The sequence below is a fragment of the Neptuniibacter sp. QD34_54 genome, assembly GCF_047778055.1.
In the GTDB taxonomy this organism is placed as follows: Bacteria; Pseudomonadota; Gammaproteobacteria; order Pseudomonadales; family Balneatricaceae; genus Neptuniibacter.
Window position 1 is genome coordinate 166,060 of the sequence record NZ_CP180546.1, and the last position, 14,799, is coordinate 180,858.

Below are 14,799 nucleotides of genomic sequence, written 5' to 3' on the forward strand. Positions count from 1 at the left end.
ACTTTCTGATATTGCGCTGCACAAGTGATGTGCATGTTTTTAGTTTTTTCTCATAAATAAAACGAAATTGGGCGAACTGCCTATGTTTGTATGGATTTTAGAATGGGTGTAGTCAGTGTCATAAATATAAAGAATGGGAAACTGATTCAGTTGGGCTACGCTTATCCTAGTCACCTTGTGTGGAGAAAAATATGAGTATCAAAGTAGCGATATCCCAAAAGCCACCTGTTTTGTTGAATCTTGAAGCGTCACTAGCAAGGGCTTTGGAAACGATAGAGGAAGCGGCGAATAGTGGTGCGAATATTATTGTTTTCCCTGAAGCATACTTACCTGGTTATCCAACTTGGATATGGCGACTGAGCCCGGGCAAAGACATGGCTTTGGGTAACACTATTCATGCGAAATTGAGAGAAAACTCGGTTGATATCCAGGCTGGTGATTTAGATCCTCTCTGTGAATCAGCGCGCCAGCATAATATGGTCGTTGTGATGGGCATGAATGAAAGAGATACAACCTATAGTGGTACCACACTTTATAACACGCTAGTTGTAATCGGGACTGATGGACAAATACTCAATCATCACCGAAAAATGATGCCCACAAATCCTGAAAGAATGGTTTGGGGTATGGGAGATGCTTCTGGGCTTAAGGTTGTAGAGACTCCATACGGTAGGTTGGGGACTTTAATTTGTTGGGAAAACTATATGCCACTGGCGCGCTATGCTCTGTTTTCTCAGAATATCGATATATATATTGCGCCTACTTGGGACAGTGGAGAGATTTGGATCTCCTCCATGCATCATATTGCTCGAGAAGGTGGGTGCTGGGTTCTAAGTACAGCGACGGCTATGACCGGATCCGATATTCCAGAGGATTTTCCTGAACGTGATTCCCTCTTTGATCAAGATGAATGGATAAACCCTGGCGATGCCGTGATTATCAAACCTTTCGGTGGTGTGCATGCAGGTCCACTGCATCAAGAAAAAGAGATTTTGTTTGCAGATATTGATTTAGAAGATGCGCGACGTTCGCGTAAAGCACTGGATGTATCAGGCCACTATAACCGTCCTGATATATTCAATATTGAAGTGGATAGAGGCAACAAGCCACCTATTAAATTCATCGACGATTGTTAATAACAGATGGAAGACCTGAAAACTATCAAAGGTAATGTGGTTTTATGCATATCTAGCTTGTAGGCAGATCAATGCAGAAGGTATTGGTAAATCGGAGTGCAACGACGATAGCCTGAAGGGTGAGCGAAGCGAATAATCTAACCAGGTTCGGTGACGCCTGCGAAATATAATCTTGCTAGGGTATTTAACTAAAGAGAGAATCTAGAAGAGAAGAAGTGGTGCCCAGGCGCGGATCAATGCCCTAGGCATTCACACATCGGAGTGCAACGACGATAGCCCGAAGGGTGAGCGAAGCGAATAATCGAATAGGTTCGATAACGCCCAAAGATAATCAATCTTGGGAAATCTAAATATAAAGTAAGGGATTTAAAGCTAGGAAAGTGGTGCCCAGACGCGGAATCGAACCACGGACACGGGGATTTTCAATCCCCTGCTCTACCGACTGAGCTATCTGGGCATAAATGAGTTCTTCCAGAGACAAAAAAAGCCTGTAATTTGAATTAACAAGCCTCTTTAAGGAAGTGGTGCCCAGACGCGGAATCGAACCACGGACACGGGGATTTTCAATCCCCTGCTCTACCGACTGAGCTATCTGGGCAACTCAAGTGGCGCGTATTAAACCGTCTTCACGGAAAACTGTCAACCACTTGTTACAAAAAAACTATTTTGAAGGTGGAACGTAGCCTTCAGCCTTCTCGTAGTCTTCTCCATCCATGAACTTTTGCATCTCTGTTTGCAGGAATTCACGGGTGGATGGGTCCATCATACTCAGGTGCTTTTCGTTAATGATCATTGTTTGATGATCAGTCCACTCTTTCCAAGCCTTTTTGGATATTGTGTCGTAAATTTCCTGGCCTTTAGCGCCTGGATAAGGAGGACGATCCAATCCTTCAAGTTCCTCTTTATATTTACGGCATAGGACGGTGCGACTCATGTTTTGCTCCAATCAATTTACGCGTTGGTTAGTTGTTGCAAGAGTTTCTTAACCGGTGCTGCTAAACCAACATTTTCTGGTTGCTCTATGTTATACCAGAGCAGAGGCTTCCCTTCCATGACACAGTCTGTAGGGGTATTTACTCGCGCCTTCACTGGGGTGATATCTAGATGGAAATGACTAAAGGTGTGACGCAGAGGATCCATGAGCTGAATGCTTTCTTCATCTAGCTCCAAACCGGTTTCGTTGAAGGTGTCACGTAGGTCTGCAACTTGAGGTAGGCTCCACAATCCACCCCATAAACCACTCGGTGGGCGTTGATAGAGTAAAACCTCAGATTGATTATCCTGCTGTAAGATCAGCATGTAGGTTTGTTTTACCGGAATCGTCTTTTTCGGCTTAGGTGCTGGAAGTTGATCGGTTTTACCTAATTCGAATGCTTGGCAACCATGCTGCAGAGGGCAGAGTAAGCAGGATGGTTTACTGCGAGTGCAAAGGGTGGCGCCCAGATCCATCATCGCTTGCGTGTAATCACCCGTACGTTCTTGCGGTGTATTCTGTTCGGCATATTGCCACAGCAGCTTTTGATTAGCGGTTGTGCCTGGCCAGCCCTCTAGCGCATAAAAACGTGCTAATACTCGTTTTACATTGCCATCTAGAATCGGAGCCCACTTACCGGTGCTGATCGATAAGACGGCCCCTGCAGTGGAGCGACCAATGCCGGGTAGCTCTTCCAACCCTTCAACTGTTTCAGGAAACTGACCTTGATGTTCCCTGCTAACTATCTGCGCGGTTTTATGCAGATTACGGGCTCGGGCGTAATAACCTAAACCTGTCCATAGATGGAGAACTTCATCCTGCTCTGAAGCAGCTAGCTCTTCTACAGTTGGGAAGCGTTCGATAAAGCGTTGATAGTAAGGAATAACCGTGGTGACCTGAGTCTGCTGCAGCATGATCTCAGAGATCCAAGTGTTATAAGCGGTCTTTTTCTCTTGCCAAGGTAGGTCGTGACGACCGTGCTGGTCAAACCATTCCAGCACGGCATTAGCGAATAAATCAGGTGTCATTAGGGGTTAAAATAAACCTTTCAGTTTGTCGCCTAGCTTATCTTTAAGTTTCTCTTCAGCTTTGGCTTTTAGTTTCTCTTTTTTCTCTTCAACTTTCTTTTTAACGTCCTGTTTTAGCGCGTCAGTGATAAAGCTGAAATCAGGCTTACATAGCTTGGTTGGTTCTGTGTTAAAGCTTCCTTTACAGTCGATTGGTACCTCGACGCCTTCCAGTTTATTGGGGAAAGAGCAGGTTTCTTTAAACAGATTCTTCTCAACCATAAAGCCAAGACGGTAGTTCAACATTTGTTTTGGTAGGTTTACGGTGCCTTTGCCGCTTAGGGTCATTGCATCCAGTGCGGCTTTAAGATCTTTGTTTGTAACCACGCCATTTTTAATACGGGTAGAAGCGCCCATGCTGGTAAATGGCGTAGAACGATCTACTTGCTCAGCATCACCGCCTAGCGCGCTAACATTGTTTAGGCCCTGGCAAACCGTTTGTGCCATGTCTAAGCCTTTTAGTTCACCATCTTTCATGTTCACTTTTGCAGTACCTGTAACGCTGTTTACAAAATCGTGAACAGAGTTACCGCGCAGTGTCAGATTGGAGGTTGAGTTTAGCTTACCGGTTAGCTGATCAGCGTTAGCCATATCTTTTAGCAGGTCACCTACCTGAAGACCGGTGATGGTTTTCTTGGAGGTAATAACCGGTGTGTTCTTACGCACATCAACAGTGACGTTGTTACGCACACTGCCTTTGTATAGATCAGCATCAATTTTCGTTGCCTTGATTAAACCACCGTGAGCGCTTACTTGTAGTGCCACATTGCTGATATCCATATTGGAAACATGCAGTGATTTAAGGCCTAACGTTGTGTCTAGCTCTAAACCACGTAGTGTTTCAACTGGCAGAATTGGATCTTTCGAGTAAGGACCACTCTGGCCCTTTTTAGCAGTGCTCGCAGTTGCTGTGTTGGAAGAGTCTGCTGCTTTTTCACCTTGCGTTGCAGGTGGCATGTAGCGATCAGCATTGATCTTGTCGCCTTGCAGGTTCAGCGTGATGTTGCTGTTTGCTAGGTTAAATGCTGCAGAACCGTTGAAGGTCGTATCATCCAGCTTAACGGTTAGCGCTGTCGCGGTGATTGTATTGGCCGGACCTGCTAGTTCTGTAGATAAACTGATCGCTTTTAGAACGTTCGGATCGTTAGTTTTGACTTCAGCCTGACCCACAGCGCTTAGCAGTTGATTTAGATCAAAGGTTGCCACATTCAGCTTGCCGCTGATCGCTGGTGCTGCGAAGTTATTAACGGCCAGCGCACCCTCTGCATTTAGATTGGCAATCGATAGTTTTAGGTTGTTAAGGCTTAGCTGTTGTTTCGGCAGGTCTGCTTCAATATCGGCAGCAGTCTTCAGCGCCAGTGATTTATCGCCTAGTGGTTTACCACTCAGGTTTAGCTCACTGGTTAGGCTTTTAAGCTTGTACTGTTGCTGTTTCAGATCCAGGTAAAACTCAGCAGCTAGTTTCGCTGCGGCTTTAATCTGCTCTTCACCTTTAACTGTTTGTGAAGCTTTAAAGCTCAGCTCTGCTGGGAAGAAAGCGTTAGTCACTACCTGACCTGAGGACATGTTGAATTCAGTAAGTTTAGCGATCATATCAGCGGCTTTATCTTGATAGATGATGTTACCGTTGCTGATCTGGATACTGTCGATGTTGATCGCGATAGGTGCAGATGTGCTTTTTGCCGACTCTTCTTTTGGCGCTGCATCTGTTGTCGTATCTTTTTTCGCATCAGCAGGTGCCGCTGCGATCGCCCAGTTGTTGCTGCCATCTTTTTCTTGGACAAGGTTTAGCTCTAAACCATCTACCACCACGCTTTGCATCTCAACATTGCCAGACAATAGTGCGGGTAGGCGTACAGAGATTTGAGCTTGGTTTAGCTTGGCTAAATCCTGTTTGCCAGGGAATTTGGCATCAATCTTATTTACTTCAAGCCCTAACCAAGGGAAAACTGACCAGCCGATATTACCGTTAATTTTTAGTTCGATACCAGCATTATCAAGTGCTGCTTGCTCTATTTCGGGTTTGTATTCGTTGGGATCAAAGAATGCACCCAGAATGGCACCGCCAGCGACGATCACCACAACAATCAGTGCGGCTAGACCAGCGAGTAATTTCAGCAGACCTTTCATTGTTCTCTCCTTGGCAAGGGTTCTGATGGGATGAGGATAAACGGAAATAATGAAGTTTCAATGGCGGAGGCTGAAGGAGGGATGAATAATTTAGCTACAGACTTGGTTTTTGCCGCTGGCTTTGGCGCGATAGAGGGCTAAATCTGCTTGTTTGAGCATCAATTCTCTATCGGTAAACTCTTTATCCAACTCTCCTACACCAATACTTGCGGTAAGGTGTATTACCTCACTACTTGTTATCTGTACTTCCATACTGCGCAGTGCTTCTAGATAACGTTCTCCAATTTTTAAAGCTGAATCTGTATTCGTTTCGGGAAGGATGATCATGAATTCTTCTCCGCCATAACGACAAACAAAATCGTGAGCTCTGGAATAACGGTCTAGACACTGTGCTGCCTGTTTAAGGGCAATATCGCCGGTATCATGGCCGTATGTGTCGTTAATGTCCTTAAAATCATCGATATCTAACAGGATTACGGAGATGGGGCGCTCTTTTCGAATCGCTTCTTTGCACAGCAGTTTTAGTTGTTTACGACCTTCACGACGGTTATAGATACCGGTGAGATCGTCATAAGTCGCTAAACGCTTAAATTTCTTCTCTAGAGTTTTCTGATCTGTGATATCTATGATGGCGCCGATCAGCCCTGCAACGGAACCGTCGCTGTCATGAAAGGTGGCTTTATGGAACTTCACATAGTTGAGGTCTTTGCCCTCACGATGAACGGGTGTTTCGTAAATTTGGATGCCCGGATTGTTTAAAAGATCCATATCAGCTGCTGCAAAAATAGAAGCGGGTGTTTTATCAAAGACTTCAAAAACATTTCGACCAATCAAATCCTCTCTGGAAACTTGAACATAATCAGCATAGGCCTTGTTGCAGCCGAGGTACTTACCTTCGTGATCTTTGTAATAGATCGGGAAAGGTAAAGCATCGATAACTAACAATAGCGCGCGATGATTGCCGCGCAATAGTTGATGTAGATCGGGATCATTCATCAGCTGATTCCGTCCTTAATAAAAGGCGATACCTACAAGATAGCCCAAGGTCTCTGTATTTGCGTGTAATTAACCGCTTTGGAAAGTGCATGGATGGGGGGATGGTTGTATAATCGCGGCTCAGATCAAATATAGTGGGAGATCACCATGGCGGACCGTACAGCCAAGGTAAGTCGAGATACATTGGAGACACAGATCACTGTGTCGGTAAATATTGATGGAACAGGCCAGTTTAAGGCCGATACAGGTGTGCCGTTCTTAGAGCACATGATGGAGCAGATCTCCCGCCATGGTCTTATTGATCTAGATATTCATGCTAAAGGCGATACACATATCGATGACCACCACACGGTTGAAGATATCGGCATCACGCTAGGGCAAGCATTTAAAGAAGCGGTAGGTGATCGTAAAGGGATCATGCGCTACGGCCATGCTTACTGCCCGCTGGATGAAGCTTTGTCCCGTGTTGTTATCGATTTCTCAGGTCGACCAGGGCTCGATTTTAAGTGTGATTTTACCCGCGGCAATATCGGCCGTTTTGATACGCAGCTGTTTTGGGAATTTTTCCAAGGCTTCGTAAATCACGCCGGTGTTACTTTGCATATCGATAACATCAAGGGCTTCAATGCCCACCACCAAGCGGAAACCATCTTTAAAGCGTTTGGTCGTGCTCTGCGTTACTCACTAGAGATTGATGCGCGTGCTGCGGATGTTATGCCTTCTACAAAAGGGTGTTTGTAAGTTATGTCGAGTGTAGCGGTAATCGATTATGGCATGGGCAACTTGCACTCTGTTGCCAAAGCACTGGAATTTGTACAGCCGGGTGTTGAAGTACGTGTGACTTCTGATCCTGCGCTAGTTGCCAGTGCTGACCGCGTTATCTTGCCGGGCGTTGGTGCAATGCGTGATTGCATGGCAGAGATGCTACGTGCCGGTGTGGATAAAGAGGTCACAGATGCAATCAATTCGGGTAAACCATTCCTAGGTATCTGCGTTGGTATGCAAGCTCTGCTGGAGCGTTCTGAAGAGAACGAAGGCGTAGATTGCTTGTCTCATTTTAAGGGTAGTGTGAATTACTTTGGCGATGACCTAGCAGAAGAGGGCGAGCGCCTGAAAGTTCCACATATGGGGTGGAACGAAGTTGCTCAGATGGATGATCACCCTCTATGGAATGAGATCGAAGACGGTAGTCGTTTCTACTTTGTTCACAGCTACTTTGTAACAGCTGAAGAACGTGATCTGGTTTCTGGTGTTTGTCGTTACGGTCAGCAGTTTGATGTCGCGCTTGCTCGTGACAATGTGTTCGCTGTGCAGTTCCACCCTGAGAAAAGCTCTAAGGCGGGTCTGCAGTTGCTTAAGAATTTCCTTAACTGGGATGGTAAGCCAGCACCTGCACCGATGACTGAAAATACGATTAAACCTTAATCCATTAGATCAAATTTTAGAGGTAGCTACTCATGGCTTTGGCAAAACGAATTATTCCTTGCCTCGATGTAGAAAACGGTCGCGTGGTGAAAGGCGTTAAGTTTGTCGATATTCGCGACGCAGGTGATCCTGTAGAAGTAGCAAAGCGCTACGATGAACAGGGTGCAGACGAAATTACATTTCTAGATATTACTGCAACCCATGAAGGCCGTGACACGATGGTGCATACGGTTGAACGTATGGCTTCACAGGTATTTATCCCACTGACAGTAGGTGGTGGTATTCGTACTTGCGAGGATATCCGTACCATGTTGAATGCGGGTGCAGATAAAGTATCTATTAATTCTGCTGCGGTATTTAACCCTGAGTTTGTTAAAGAAGCAGCAGAGCGCTTTGGTTCACAATGTATCGTTGTAGCCATTGATGCCAAGAAAGTATCCCAAGAGGGTGAAGAGAACCGTTGGGAGATCTTTACTCACGGTGGCCGTAAACCAACCGGTATCGATGCGGTTGAGTGGGCGCAAAAGATGGTTGAGTTAGGTGCAGGTGAAATTCTTCTGACATCTATGGACCAAGATGGCGTTAAAAACGGTTACGACCTAGAAGTTACGCGTGCTATTAGTGATGCGGTCAACGTACCTGTCATCGCTTCTGGTGGTGTAGGTAATCTGGATCACTTAGTGGAAGGCTGTATCGAAGGCAAGGCAGACGCTGTGCTTGCGGCTTCTATCTTCCACTTTAATGAGTACACGGTTCCGCAAGCGAAGGAATATATGCGAGACAAGGGTATTGAAGTCCGTCTTTAACGGAAGTGATAGCCTGATTATGAAGCCTCGCAAATGCGGGGCTTTTTATTGCACGCAATTTAGACACATTGTGAACTTTAGTATGGCTATTAGAGTCAAGGTCATGCATCATTTTGTAGCACGAAAAAAGATTGAGAATCATTTGTAAATAAATGGTTCACAGGGATTTAGTTAGGACTCAGTTATGCGACAGCTCTTCACTCTTACTCTTTTGGTTTTAGGTACACAGCTACAGGCCGCTGAAAGTGTGGTAGTTAAACCTCTGTCTGAGCTGTTAGCTCCATCCAGTCAAAGCGCACCAGCGCAGGTGATCAACGATCATCATGTAATTATCAGTAGCCGTTTAAATGCACCCGTTGAAGAAGTGCTTGTTAATGTAGGCGATCAGCTCGATAAAGGCGCGCCACTGCTAAAGCTCGAATGTCGTGATTTTGACCTGCGCTTAGTCCAAGTCAAAAGTGAGCTAAACGCGCTACAAGCGCAAACCCGTTTGGCTCGTCAGCAATTAAGCCGAGCTGAGCGATTGTTAAAACAGCGTAATGCCTCAAAAGAACTGCGTGATCAGCGTCGCGCTGAGTTGGATAGCTTAATAGCGCAAGCTTCCGGCTCTCAAGCTCGTTTAGATGAAGCAGAGCTAGCGGTAGCTCGTTGCACCCCAGTAGCACCCTTTACCGGAGTTGTTACGGAACGTTTAGTCGGTGAAGGCAGCCTTGTTGCATCGGGCACCCCTCTATTCAAAATTCTGGCTGAAGATCGTCAGGAAGTATCAGCGTTGCTAAGTAGTAAGCAGCTTGCTTCTCTGCCTAATTCCACAAAGATCGAATATCAGATTCAACAGCAACGTTTTCCGCTTGAACTACGGGTGATTGTACCTTTTGTTGAAAATCGTGCCCGTACTCAAGAAGTTCGTCTGCAATTTAGTGCCGATAAAGCCATATCAGGTAGCAGCGGTCGATTGGTATGGCAGGAGCCCCAAGGGCGCTTGCCGGTTCAGTACATTGTGTCCCGTGATGGTCAGTTGGGCGTTATGGGCCTGAATGATTCCAAGGCAGAATTTATTGCACTGCCTAAAGCGGTTGAAGGTCAGGCTACCGTTGTTGATCTGCCATTGGATATGATGGTGATTGTCGAAGGTCAGCACGGGGTTGAATCGGGCAGTGATGTGACCGTGATGGCGCAGGAGTAAAAATCAGATGTTGATGCGCCTGTTTAACAACCATGTCTTAGCTAACCTCACCTTTCTACTTGTATTGGTGATCGGTTTCCTTTGCTATAACCTGTTACCTCGCCAACAAGACCCAACCATCAACTTTAACTGGGTTGTTGTGACAACCGTGCTTCCCGGCGCGAGCGCGGACGATATTGAGAAGCGTGTAACTGACCCGCTAGAAGACGCAATTCGCAATGTCTCCGATATTAAATTTGCTTCATCTAACAGCCGTGAAGCTGTGTCGAGTTTGCTGATACGCTTTTCTGATATTGATGAGCGTACCTTCGATAAACGGATCAATGATCTGCGTCGAGAAATTCAAAATGTAGAAGACGAGCTACCGGAAAATGCGATTGACCCGGTGATCTTAGAGATCACCAGCGCCAACGCTTTCCCGAGTGTTACAGTGGCTGTAACCGCACTAGATGACGACGAAAACCTCAGGGTGCAAGCGCGTAATATCGAAAAAGATCTAGAACGTATCACTGGTGTAGATCGGGTCGATCCGATTGGTCTGGATGATCCTGAGTTGCAGGTGAATTTTGACCCTGAAGCGCTGCAGGCGCTATCGCTGTCCCCAACTCAGCTGTCGAATACTGTATCTGTTTGGTTTCAGGATATCTCTGCTGGTAGCGTGAACGTTGGTGAGCAGGCATGGCTTGTGCGTTTGGTGGGGCGCAGTGCCGACCCAGATCAGGTTAAGCATATCCCGTTGATCAATCTGCAGGGTGAAGAGATCACCCTTGGCCGAGTCGCCGAGGTTGTGCAAACCAGGGCAAAAGCGCAACAAGATGCAGTGATTGATGGCAAACCAGCGGTTGTATTGGCGGTGATGAAAAAAGCCAATGCCAATACCTTAGAGCTGGTTGAACGGGTGAAAACCTATATGGATCAGCGCAATGAGTTGGCCCAAGCAACTGGTGTGAAACTGGTGCTGGTCGATGATCAGACCGTGCCGACCCGTGAAGCGATCAGCCTTATGCAGAACAATGCTTTGATCGGTTTGATCTTGGTATTGGTAGTGGCTTGGTTGTTCTTGGGTGCGCATATCGCCTTTTTAACTGCGATTGGTATCCCCTTTATTCTGGCGGGTACTTTCTGGGTGCTCTGGGGCATGGGGGAAACCTTAAATGTTACCGTGCTGCTCGGTGTGGTGATTGTGCTCGGGATGTTGGTGGATGATGCAGTGGTCGTGGTGGAGGCGATCTATCATCGTTTACAGCTAGGGCAACCGATCTATCAAGCCACTATGGCCTCGCTCGAAGAGGTGGGGCGACCGGTAATCAGTGCGGTATTGACGACAATGGCGGCCTTTTTGCCTTTAATGCTGCTGCCGGGGATCTTAGGTGACTTTATGCGGGTGATCCCTATGGTGGTCACCATTGCATTGGCGATCTCTCTAGTCGAAGCTTTTTGGATGCTGCCGGTACACGTGAGTGTGGCGCGAGTGTCCTTTGCTAATCCGGGGCGTATGCAGCGATTCCGTACCCGCATGACCCATAAAATCCAGATCACTTATGTTCGATCGTTGATTAAAGCGATGCGTCGCCCTGTGCTGACCTTTAGCTTGATTGGTGCACTGTTTCTTGGCTCGATGGGGGCATTAGGAGCAGGTTTGATCAAGATGGATTTCTTTGCCTCGGATCCGTTGCGCTTGTTTTACGTCAATATGGAGATGGCCCCAGAGACCTCTCTTGATGCCACCTTGGACAAAGTAAAACAAATGGAGAAGGTGGTACGTAAACACCTTAAAGATGAAGATCTACGAGCTGTTGTGGGTTATGCCGGACAACAATTTACCGAAACGGCACCAATGTTTGGTGAGCACTACGGTCAGGTATTAGTCGGCCTGAAACCTAAGACAGAAGATAACCGCTCGGTCGATGAGTTATTAGCCGCGGTGCGTGAAGATGCATTGGCTTTGCCGGGGCCTTTGAATATCTCTTTCTTGCGTTTGGCGGGCGGTCCGCCGGTGTCTAAGCCAATCAGCATTAAAGTCCGTGGTGATGAATACGCAGAGATTCGTGCAGCTGCGGATGCATTGCAGACCTATATGCGCTCGGTGGAAGCGATAACCGATATTACCGACGATGCTGGCGGTGGTCGTATGACGCTGACGCTAAAAGCCGAGTATGATGCGATTACTCAGGCGGGACTCAATCCGCAAGAGGTTATCCGTACAGCGCAGTTATTGGTAGATGGTGAAATCGTCGCTGATATGCAGCATGAAGGTGAAAAACTGGAAGTACGGGTACGTGCGAAGCCGCAGCAATACAGTGATATCGAGCAGTTACTTCTGTTTGAGTTGCCGTTAGCCGATGGCGGTCGTGTACCACTGATTAATCTGGTGCATTTTGAAAAAGAAAAGGCGCTTGGCAATATTCGACACTATAACTTCCGCCGTGCGATCACGGTTGAAGCTGATCTCCTGCCTAATAGTATGGATACAGTAACCGCCAACGCTATGGTCTTGGAGCATTGGAATAACGAGCTACAAGTACAGTTTCCAAATCTGGATTTAGACTTCTCTGGTGAATTGGATGATATCCAAGAGAGTTTGGATGCGATCGGTATTCTCTTCCTGTTTGGTATAGGTCTGATGTACCTGATTTTGGGTACGCAGTTCTCTAGTTATATGCAGCCGTTGATGATCTTGATGACCATCCCAATGGCGTTTACTGGTGTAGTGCTGGGTCTATTGCTGACACAAAACCCTCTGAGTCTGTTCACTATGTACGGTGTTGTGGCATTGGCTGGGATTGCGGTGAATGCGGCGATTGTACTGATCTCAGCGGGTAACCAACGCTTAGATAAAGGGATGTCGGTAAAACATGCCACCTTATACGCGGCTAGACGACGCGTTATTCCAATCTTGATTACTTCGCTAACGACGATTGCAGGCTTGTTCTCTTTGGCAACGGGCTTAGGTGGTCACTCTTTAATTTGGGGGCCGGTAGCAACTGCGATTGTGAGTGGTTTGGCGTTCTCGACCGTACTGACGCTATTTCTGATTCCTATGCTATACCGCATTTTTATGCAGTGGTCGCATCGTCGGCAGGGTACTTAATTGGCTAGGATAGATTATAGGTTTAAGGGCAGAATGTAAGCTTTAAGGAAGCTAAGAAAGAAGCATAAAAAAAGCGGCGAATGAACATCGCCGCTTTTTTCTGTCAGTGATTTTTACTTAAGCTAGTTTAAGTACTTCATCTACTAGCTTGCGGATACCTGATGCCGCTTCGGTAATTGAACCCGCAAGCATATAAGCTGGAGTTGTCACCACTTTACGCTCTGAATCGATTACGATTTCGCTAACACCACAATCTTGGTGCTTACCACCCATCGCTTCAATTGCGGATGCAGTGTCGGCATCATTACCGATCGTGCATGTCGCGCCTTCGCCGAATAGAATTGGTGTCATTGCTGGGGCAATACAGATTAGACCAACTGGCTTACCTGCTTTATGCATCGCTTGAGTAAAGCTAATTACATTAGGGTTTACTGAGCACTCAGGGCCTTTTACTGCAAAGTCCGATAGGTTTTTTGCTGCACCAAAACCACCTGGAATAATCAAAGCGTCGTAATCTTCAGCATTGGCTGTTGCAAGATCGATAATTTCACCACGTGCTAAACGCGCTGCTTCAACTAAAACGTTACGTGTTTCACCGGCTTCTTCGCCAGTAAGGTGATTAATAACGTGCATCTGTTCGATATTCGGTGCCATACACTGTGAACTAGCACCGCTTTCGGCGATCTGTAGCAAAGTCAGAACCGACTCGTAAATTTCTGCGCCATCGTATACGCCGCAACCAGATAGAATTACTGCAATTTTCTTCATGCTTTCAGGCTCCTTTATCTACAGTGATATGAGTTTGATCATACCCTTTTGTATGCAGAGTACGATAAGATCAGTTTTATTACTATGGTGACAAAAAGTTACTTAATTTTTAGCCTGATCTCTAGGCTGTCATGAGCTTGTCATCGTTTTCTGTCATATTCATCTTGTAACCTAAGGAAGATGCCGTGTCCTTTAATAACAGCCAGCGCTTTTACCCAGAAACACGTATGCGTCGTATGCGTGCCAGTGATTTTTCCCGTCGTCTAATGCGAGAGAGCGTTTTAACGCCAGATGATCTGATCTATCCCGTCTTTGTGATTGAAGGTCAAAATCAAACTGAGCAAGTCGCGTCTATGCCTGGCGTCGAGCGAATGAGTATTGATCTGCTGGTAAAAGAAGCGAAAGAGCTTGCTTCTTTAGGTGTGCCGGCGATGGCGTTGTTCCCTGTAACACCGATGGATGCGAAATCTGAGTTGGCAGAAGAAGCCTACAACCCAGATGGTCTGGCTCAGCGTGCAGTGAAAGCAATCAAAGATGCCTGCCCAGAGATGGGGATCATGACCGATGTTGCACTGGACCCGTTCACGACTCACGGGCAGGACGGCATTATCGATGAAAATGGTTATGTGTTGAATGATCGCACTGTTGATACCTTGATCCAGCAGGCGGTATCTCACGCCGAAGCAGGTGCTGATATTGTTGCACCAAGCGACATGATGGATGGCCGTATCGGTGGTATCCGTGATGAGCTGGAAAGTAATGGTTTTGTAAATACCTTGATTATGGCGTACTCCGCTAAGTATGCAAGTGCTTACTATGGTCCTTTCCGAGATGCAGTAGGTTCTGCGGCGAACATTGGTAAAGGTAACAAGTTTAGTTACCAGATGGACCCTGCTAACAGTGATGAAGCGCTACACGAAGTGTCACTGGACCTAGCGGAAGGTGCAGATATGGTGATGGTAAAACCGGGTATGCCGTATCTGGATATCGTTCGTCGAGTTAAAGATGAATTAAAAGCACCAACCTATGTTTATCAGGTGAGTGGTGAATATGCGATGCATGTAGCGGCTTTCCAAAACGGTTGGTTAGACGAGCGTAGCGTAATGCTTGAATCCCTGTTGGCGTTTAAGCGTGCAGGGGCTGATGGCGTCCTGACTTATTTTGCGAAACGCGTCGCACAGATATTAAACGACTAAACTTTATTCTGTAGTCGTTAAAGAA

Annotated in this window: 12 protein-coding genes and 2 tRNA genes; 7 read left to right on the forward strand and 7 right to left on the reverse strand. The window is 46.5% G+C overall.

Annotated features, from left to right (window positions below; genetic code table 11):
- Window positions 1-191: 191 nt before the first annotated feature.
- Window positions 192-1,136, forward strand: coding sequence for a carbon-nitrogen hydrolase family protein (locus ACMXYP_RS00710; protein WP_415883098.1), 945 nt, complete (start codon window positions 192-194; stop codon window positions 1,134-1,136).
- 381 nt (window positions 1,137-1,517) lie between these two features.
- Here the strand turns inward: ACMXYP_RS00710 and ACMXYP_RS00715 are convergent.
- The 6 genes from ACMXYP_RS00715 to ACMXYP_RS00740 form a co-directional block, all read right to left on the reverse strand.
- Window positions 1,518-1,593 (reverse strand) — tRNA-Phe (locus ACMXYP_RS00715).
- Window positions 1,594-1,658: 65 nt separating this feature from the next.
- Window positions 1,659-1,734 (reverse strand) — tRNA-Phe (locus tag ACMXYP_RS00720).
- 63 nt (window positions 1,735-1,797) lie between these two features.
- Window positions 1,798-2,070, reverse strand: coding sequence for an oxidative damage protection protein (locus ACMXYP_RS00725; protein ID WP_415883099.1), 273 nt, complete (start codon window positions 2,068-2,070; stop codon window positions 1,798-1,800).
- 17 nt (window positions 2,071-2,087) lie between these two features.
- Window positions 2,088-3,137: an A/G-specific adenine glycosylase gene (gene mutY, locus ACMXYP_RS00730; protein ID WP_415883100.1), complete on the reverse strand. Its 1,050-nt coding sequence runs from the start codon at window positions 3,135-3,137 to the stop codon at window positions 2,088-2,090.
- A 6-nt stretch (window positions 3,138-3,143) separates the two neighbouring features.
- On the reverse strand, window positions 3,144-5,306 hold the full coding sequence (locus ACMXYP_RS00735; protein ID WP_415883101.1) for an AsmA family protein: 2,163 nt from the start codon (window positions 5,304-5,306) through the stop codon (window positions 3,144-3,146).
- Between the two features lie 90 nt (window positions 5,307-5,396).
- Window positions 5,397-6,302, reverse strand: a complete 906-nt coding sequence (locus tag ACMXYP_RS00740) for a diguanylate cyclase (protein ID WP_415883102.1) — start codon at window positions 6,300-6,302, stop codon at window positions 5,397-5,399.
- Between the two features lie 147 nt (window positions 6,303-6,449).
- On the opposite strand from ACMXYP_RS00740, the gene hisB reads away from it, so the two are divergent.
- The 5 genes from hisB (at window position 6,450) to ACMXYP_RS00765 (ending at window position 12,810) form a co-directional block, all read left to right on the forward strand.
- Window positions 6,450-7,043 (forward strand): imidazoleglycerol-phosphate dehydratase HisB, encoded by a 594-nt coding sequence (hisB, locus tag ACMXYP_RS00745; RefSeq protein WP_415883103.1) that lies wholly within the window; start codon window positions 6,450-6,452, stop codon window positions 7,041-7,043.
- A gap of 3 nt (window positions 7,044-7,046) precedes the next feature.
- Entirely contained in the window at window positions 7,047-7,727 is a 681-nt protein-coding gene (gene hisH / locus ACMXYP_RS00750; protein ID WP_415883104.1) for an imidazole glycerol phosphate synthase subunit HisH, read from the forward strand.
- A gap of 32 nt (window positions 7,728-7,759) precedes the next feature.
- Window positions 7,760-8,533, forward strand: a complete 774-nt coding sequence (hisF, locus tag ACMXYP_RS00755) for an imidazole glycerol phosphate synthase subunit HisF (protein WP_415883105.1) — start codon at window positions 7,760-7,762, stop codon at window positions 8,531-8,533.
- 184 nt (window positions 8,534-8,717) lie between these two features.
- Window positions 8,718-9,719, forward strand: coding sequence for an efflux RND transporter periplasmic adaptor subunit (locus ACMXYP_RS00760; RefSeq protein WP_415883106.1), 1,002 nt, complete (start codon window positions 8,718-8,720; stop codon window positions 9,717-9,719).
- A gap of 7 nt (window positions 9,720-9,726) precedes the next feature.
- Window positions 9,727-12,810 (forward strand): efflux RND transporter permease subunit, encoded by a 3,084-nt coding sequence (locus ACMXYP_RS00765; RefSeq protein ID WP_415883107.1) that lies wholly within the window; start codon window positions 9,727-9,729, stop codon window positions 12,808-12,810.
- Between the two features lie 117 nt (window positions 12,811-12,927).
- Here ACMXYP_RS00765 and elbB read toward each other — a convergent pair whose 3' ends face one another.
- On the reverse strand, window positions 12,928-13,578 hold the full coding sequence (elbB, locus tag ACMXYP_RS00770; RefSeq protein ID WP_415883108.1) for an isoprenoid biosynthesis glyoxalase ElbB: 651 nt from the start codon (window positions 13,576-13,578) through the stop codon (window positions 12,928-12,930).
- A gap of 185 nt (window positions 13,579-13,763) precedes the next feature.
- Here elbB and hemB point away from each other — a divergent pair, with 185 nt between their 5' ends.
- Window positions 13,764-14,774 (forward strand): porphobilinogen synthase, encoded by a 1,011-nt coding sequence (gene hemB, locus ACMXYP_RS00775; RefSeq protein ID WP_415883109.1) that lies wholly within the window; start codon window positions 13,764-13,766, stop codon window positions 14,772-14,774.
- The last annotated feature ends 25 nt before the right edge of the window (window positions 14,775-14,799 follow it).

Excerpts from the sequence above, each read along its gene's own strand:
- ACMXYP_RS00710 (WP_415883098.1), top strand. The coding sequence starts at position 192 with ATGAGTATCAAAGTAGCGATATCCCAAAAGCCACCTGTTTTGTTGAAT.
- ACMXYP_RS00725 (WP_415883099.1), bottom strand. The coding sequence starts at position 2,070 with ATGAGTCGCACCGTCCTATGCCGTAAATATAAAGAGGAACTTGAAGGA.
- mutY (WP_415883100.1), bottom strand. The coding sequence starts at position 3,137 with ATGACACCTGATTTATTCGCTAATGCCGTGCTGGAATGGTTTGACCAG.
- ACMXYP_RS00735 (WP_415883101.1), bottom strand. The coding sequence starts at position 5,306 with ATGAAAGGTCTGCTGAAATTACTCGCTGGTCTAGCCGCACTGATTGTT.
- ACMXYP_RS00740 (WP_415883102.1), bottom strand. The coding sequence starts at position 6,302 with ATGAATGATCCCGATCTACATCAACTATTGCGCGGCAATCATCGCGCG.
- hisB (WP_415883103.1), top strand. The coding sequence starts at position 6,450 with ATGGCGGACCGTACAGCCAAGGTAAGTCGAGATACATTGGAGACACAG.
- hisH (WP_415883104.1), top strand. The coding sequence starts at position 7,047 with ATGTCGAGTGTAGCGGTAATCGATTATGGCATGGGCAACTTGCACTCT.
- hisF (WP_415883105.1), top strand. The coding sequence starts at position 7,760 with ATGGCTTTGGCAAAACGAATTATTCCTTGCCTCGATGTAGAAAACGGT.
- ACMXYP_RS00760 (WP_415883106.1), top strand. The coding sequence starts at position 8,718 with ATGCGACAGCTCTTCACTCTTACTCTTTTGGTTTTAGGTACACAGCTA.
- ACMXYP_RS00765 (WP_415883107.1), top strand. The coding sequence starts at position 9,727 with ATGTTGATGCGCCTGTTTAACAACCATGTCTTAGCTAACCTCACCTTT.
- elbB (WP_415883108.1), bottom strand. The coding sequence starts at position 13,578 with ATGAAGAAAATTGCAGTAATTCTATCTGGTTGCGGCGTATACGATGGC.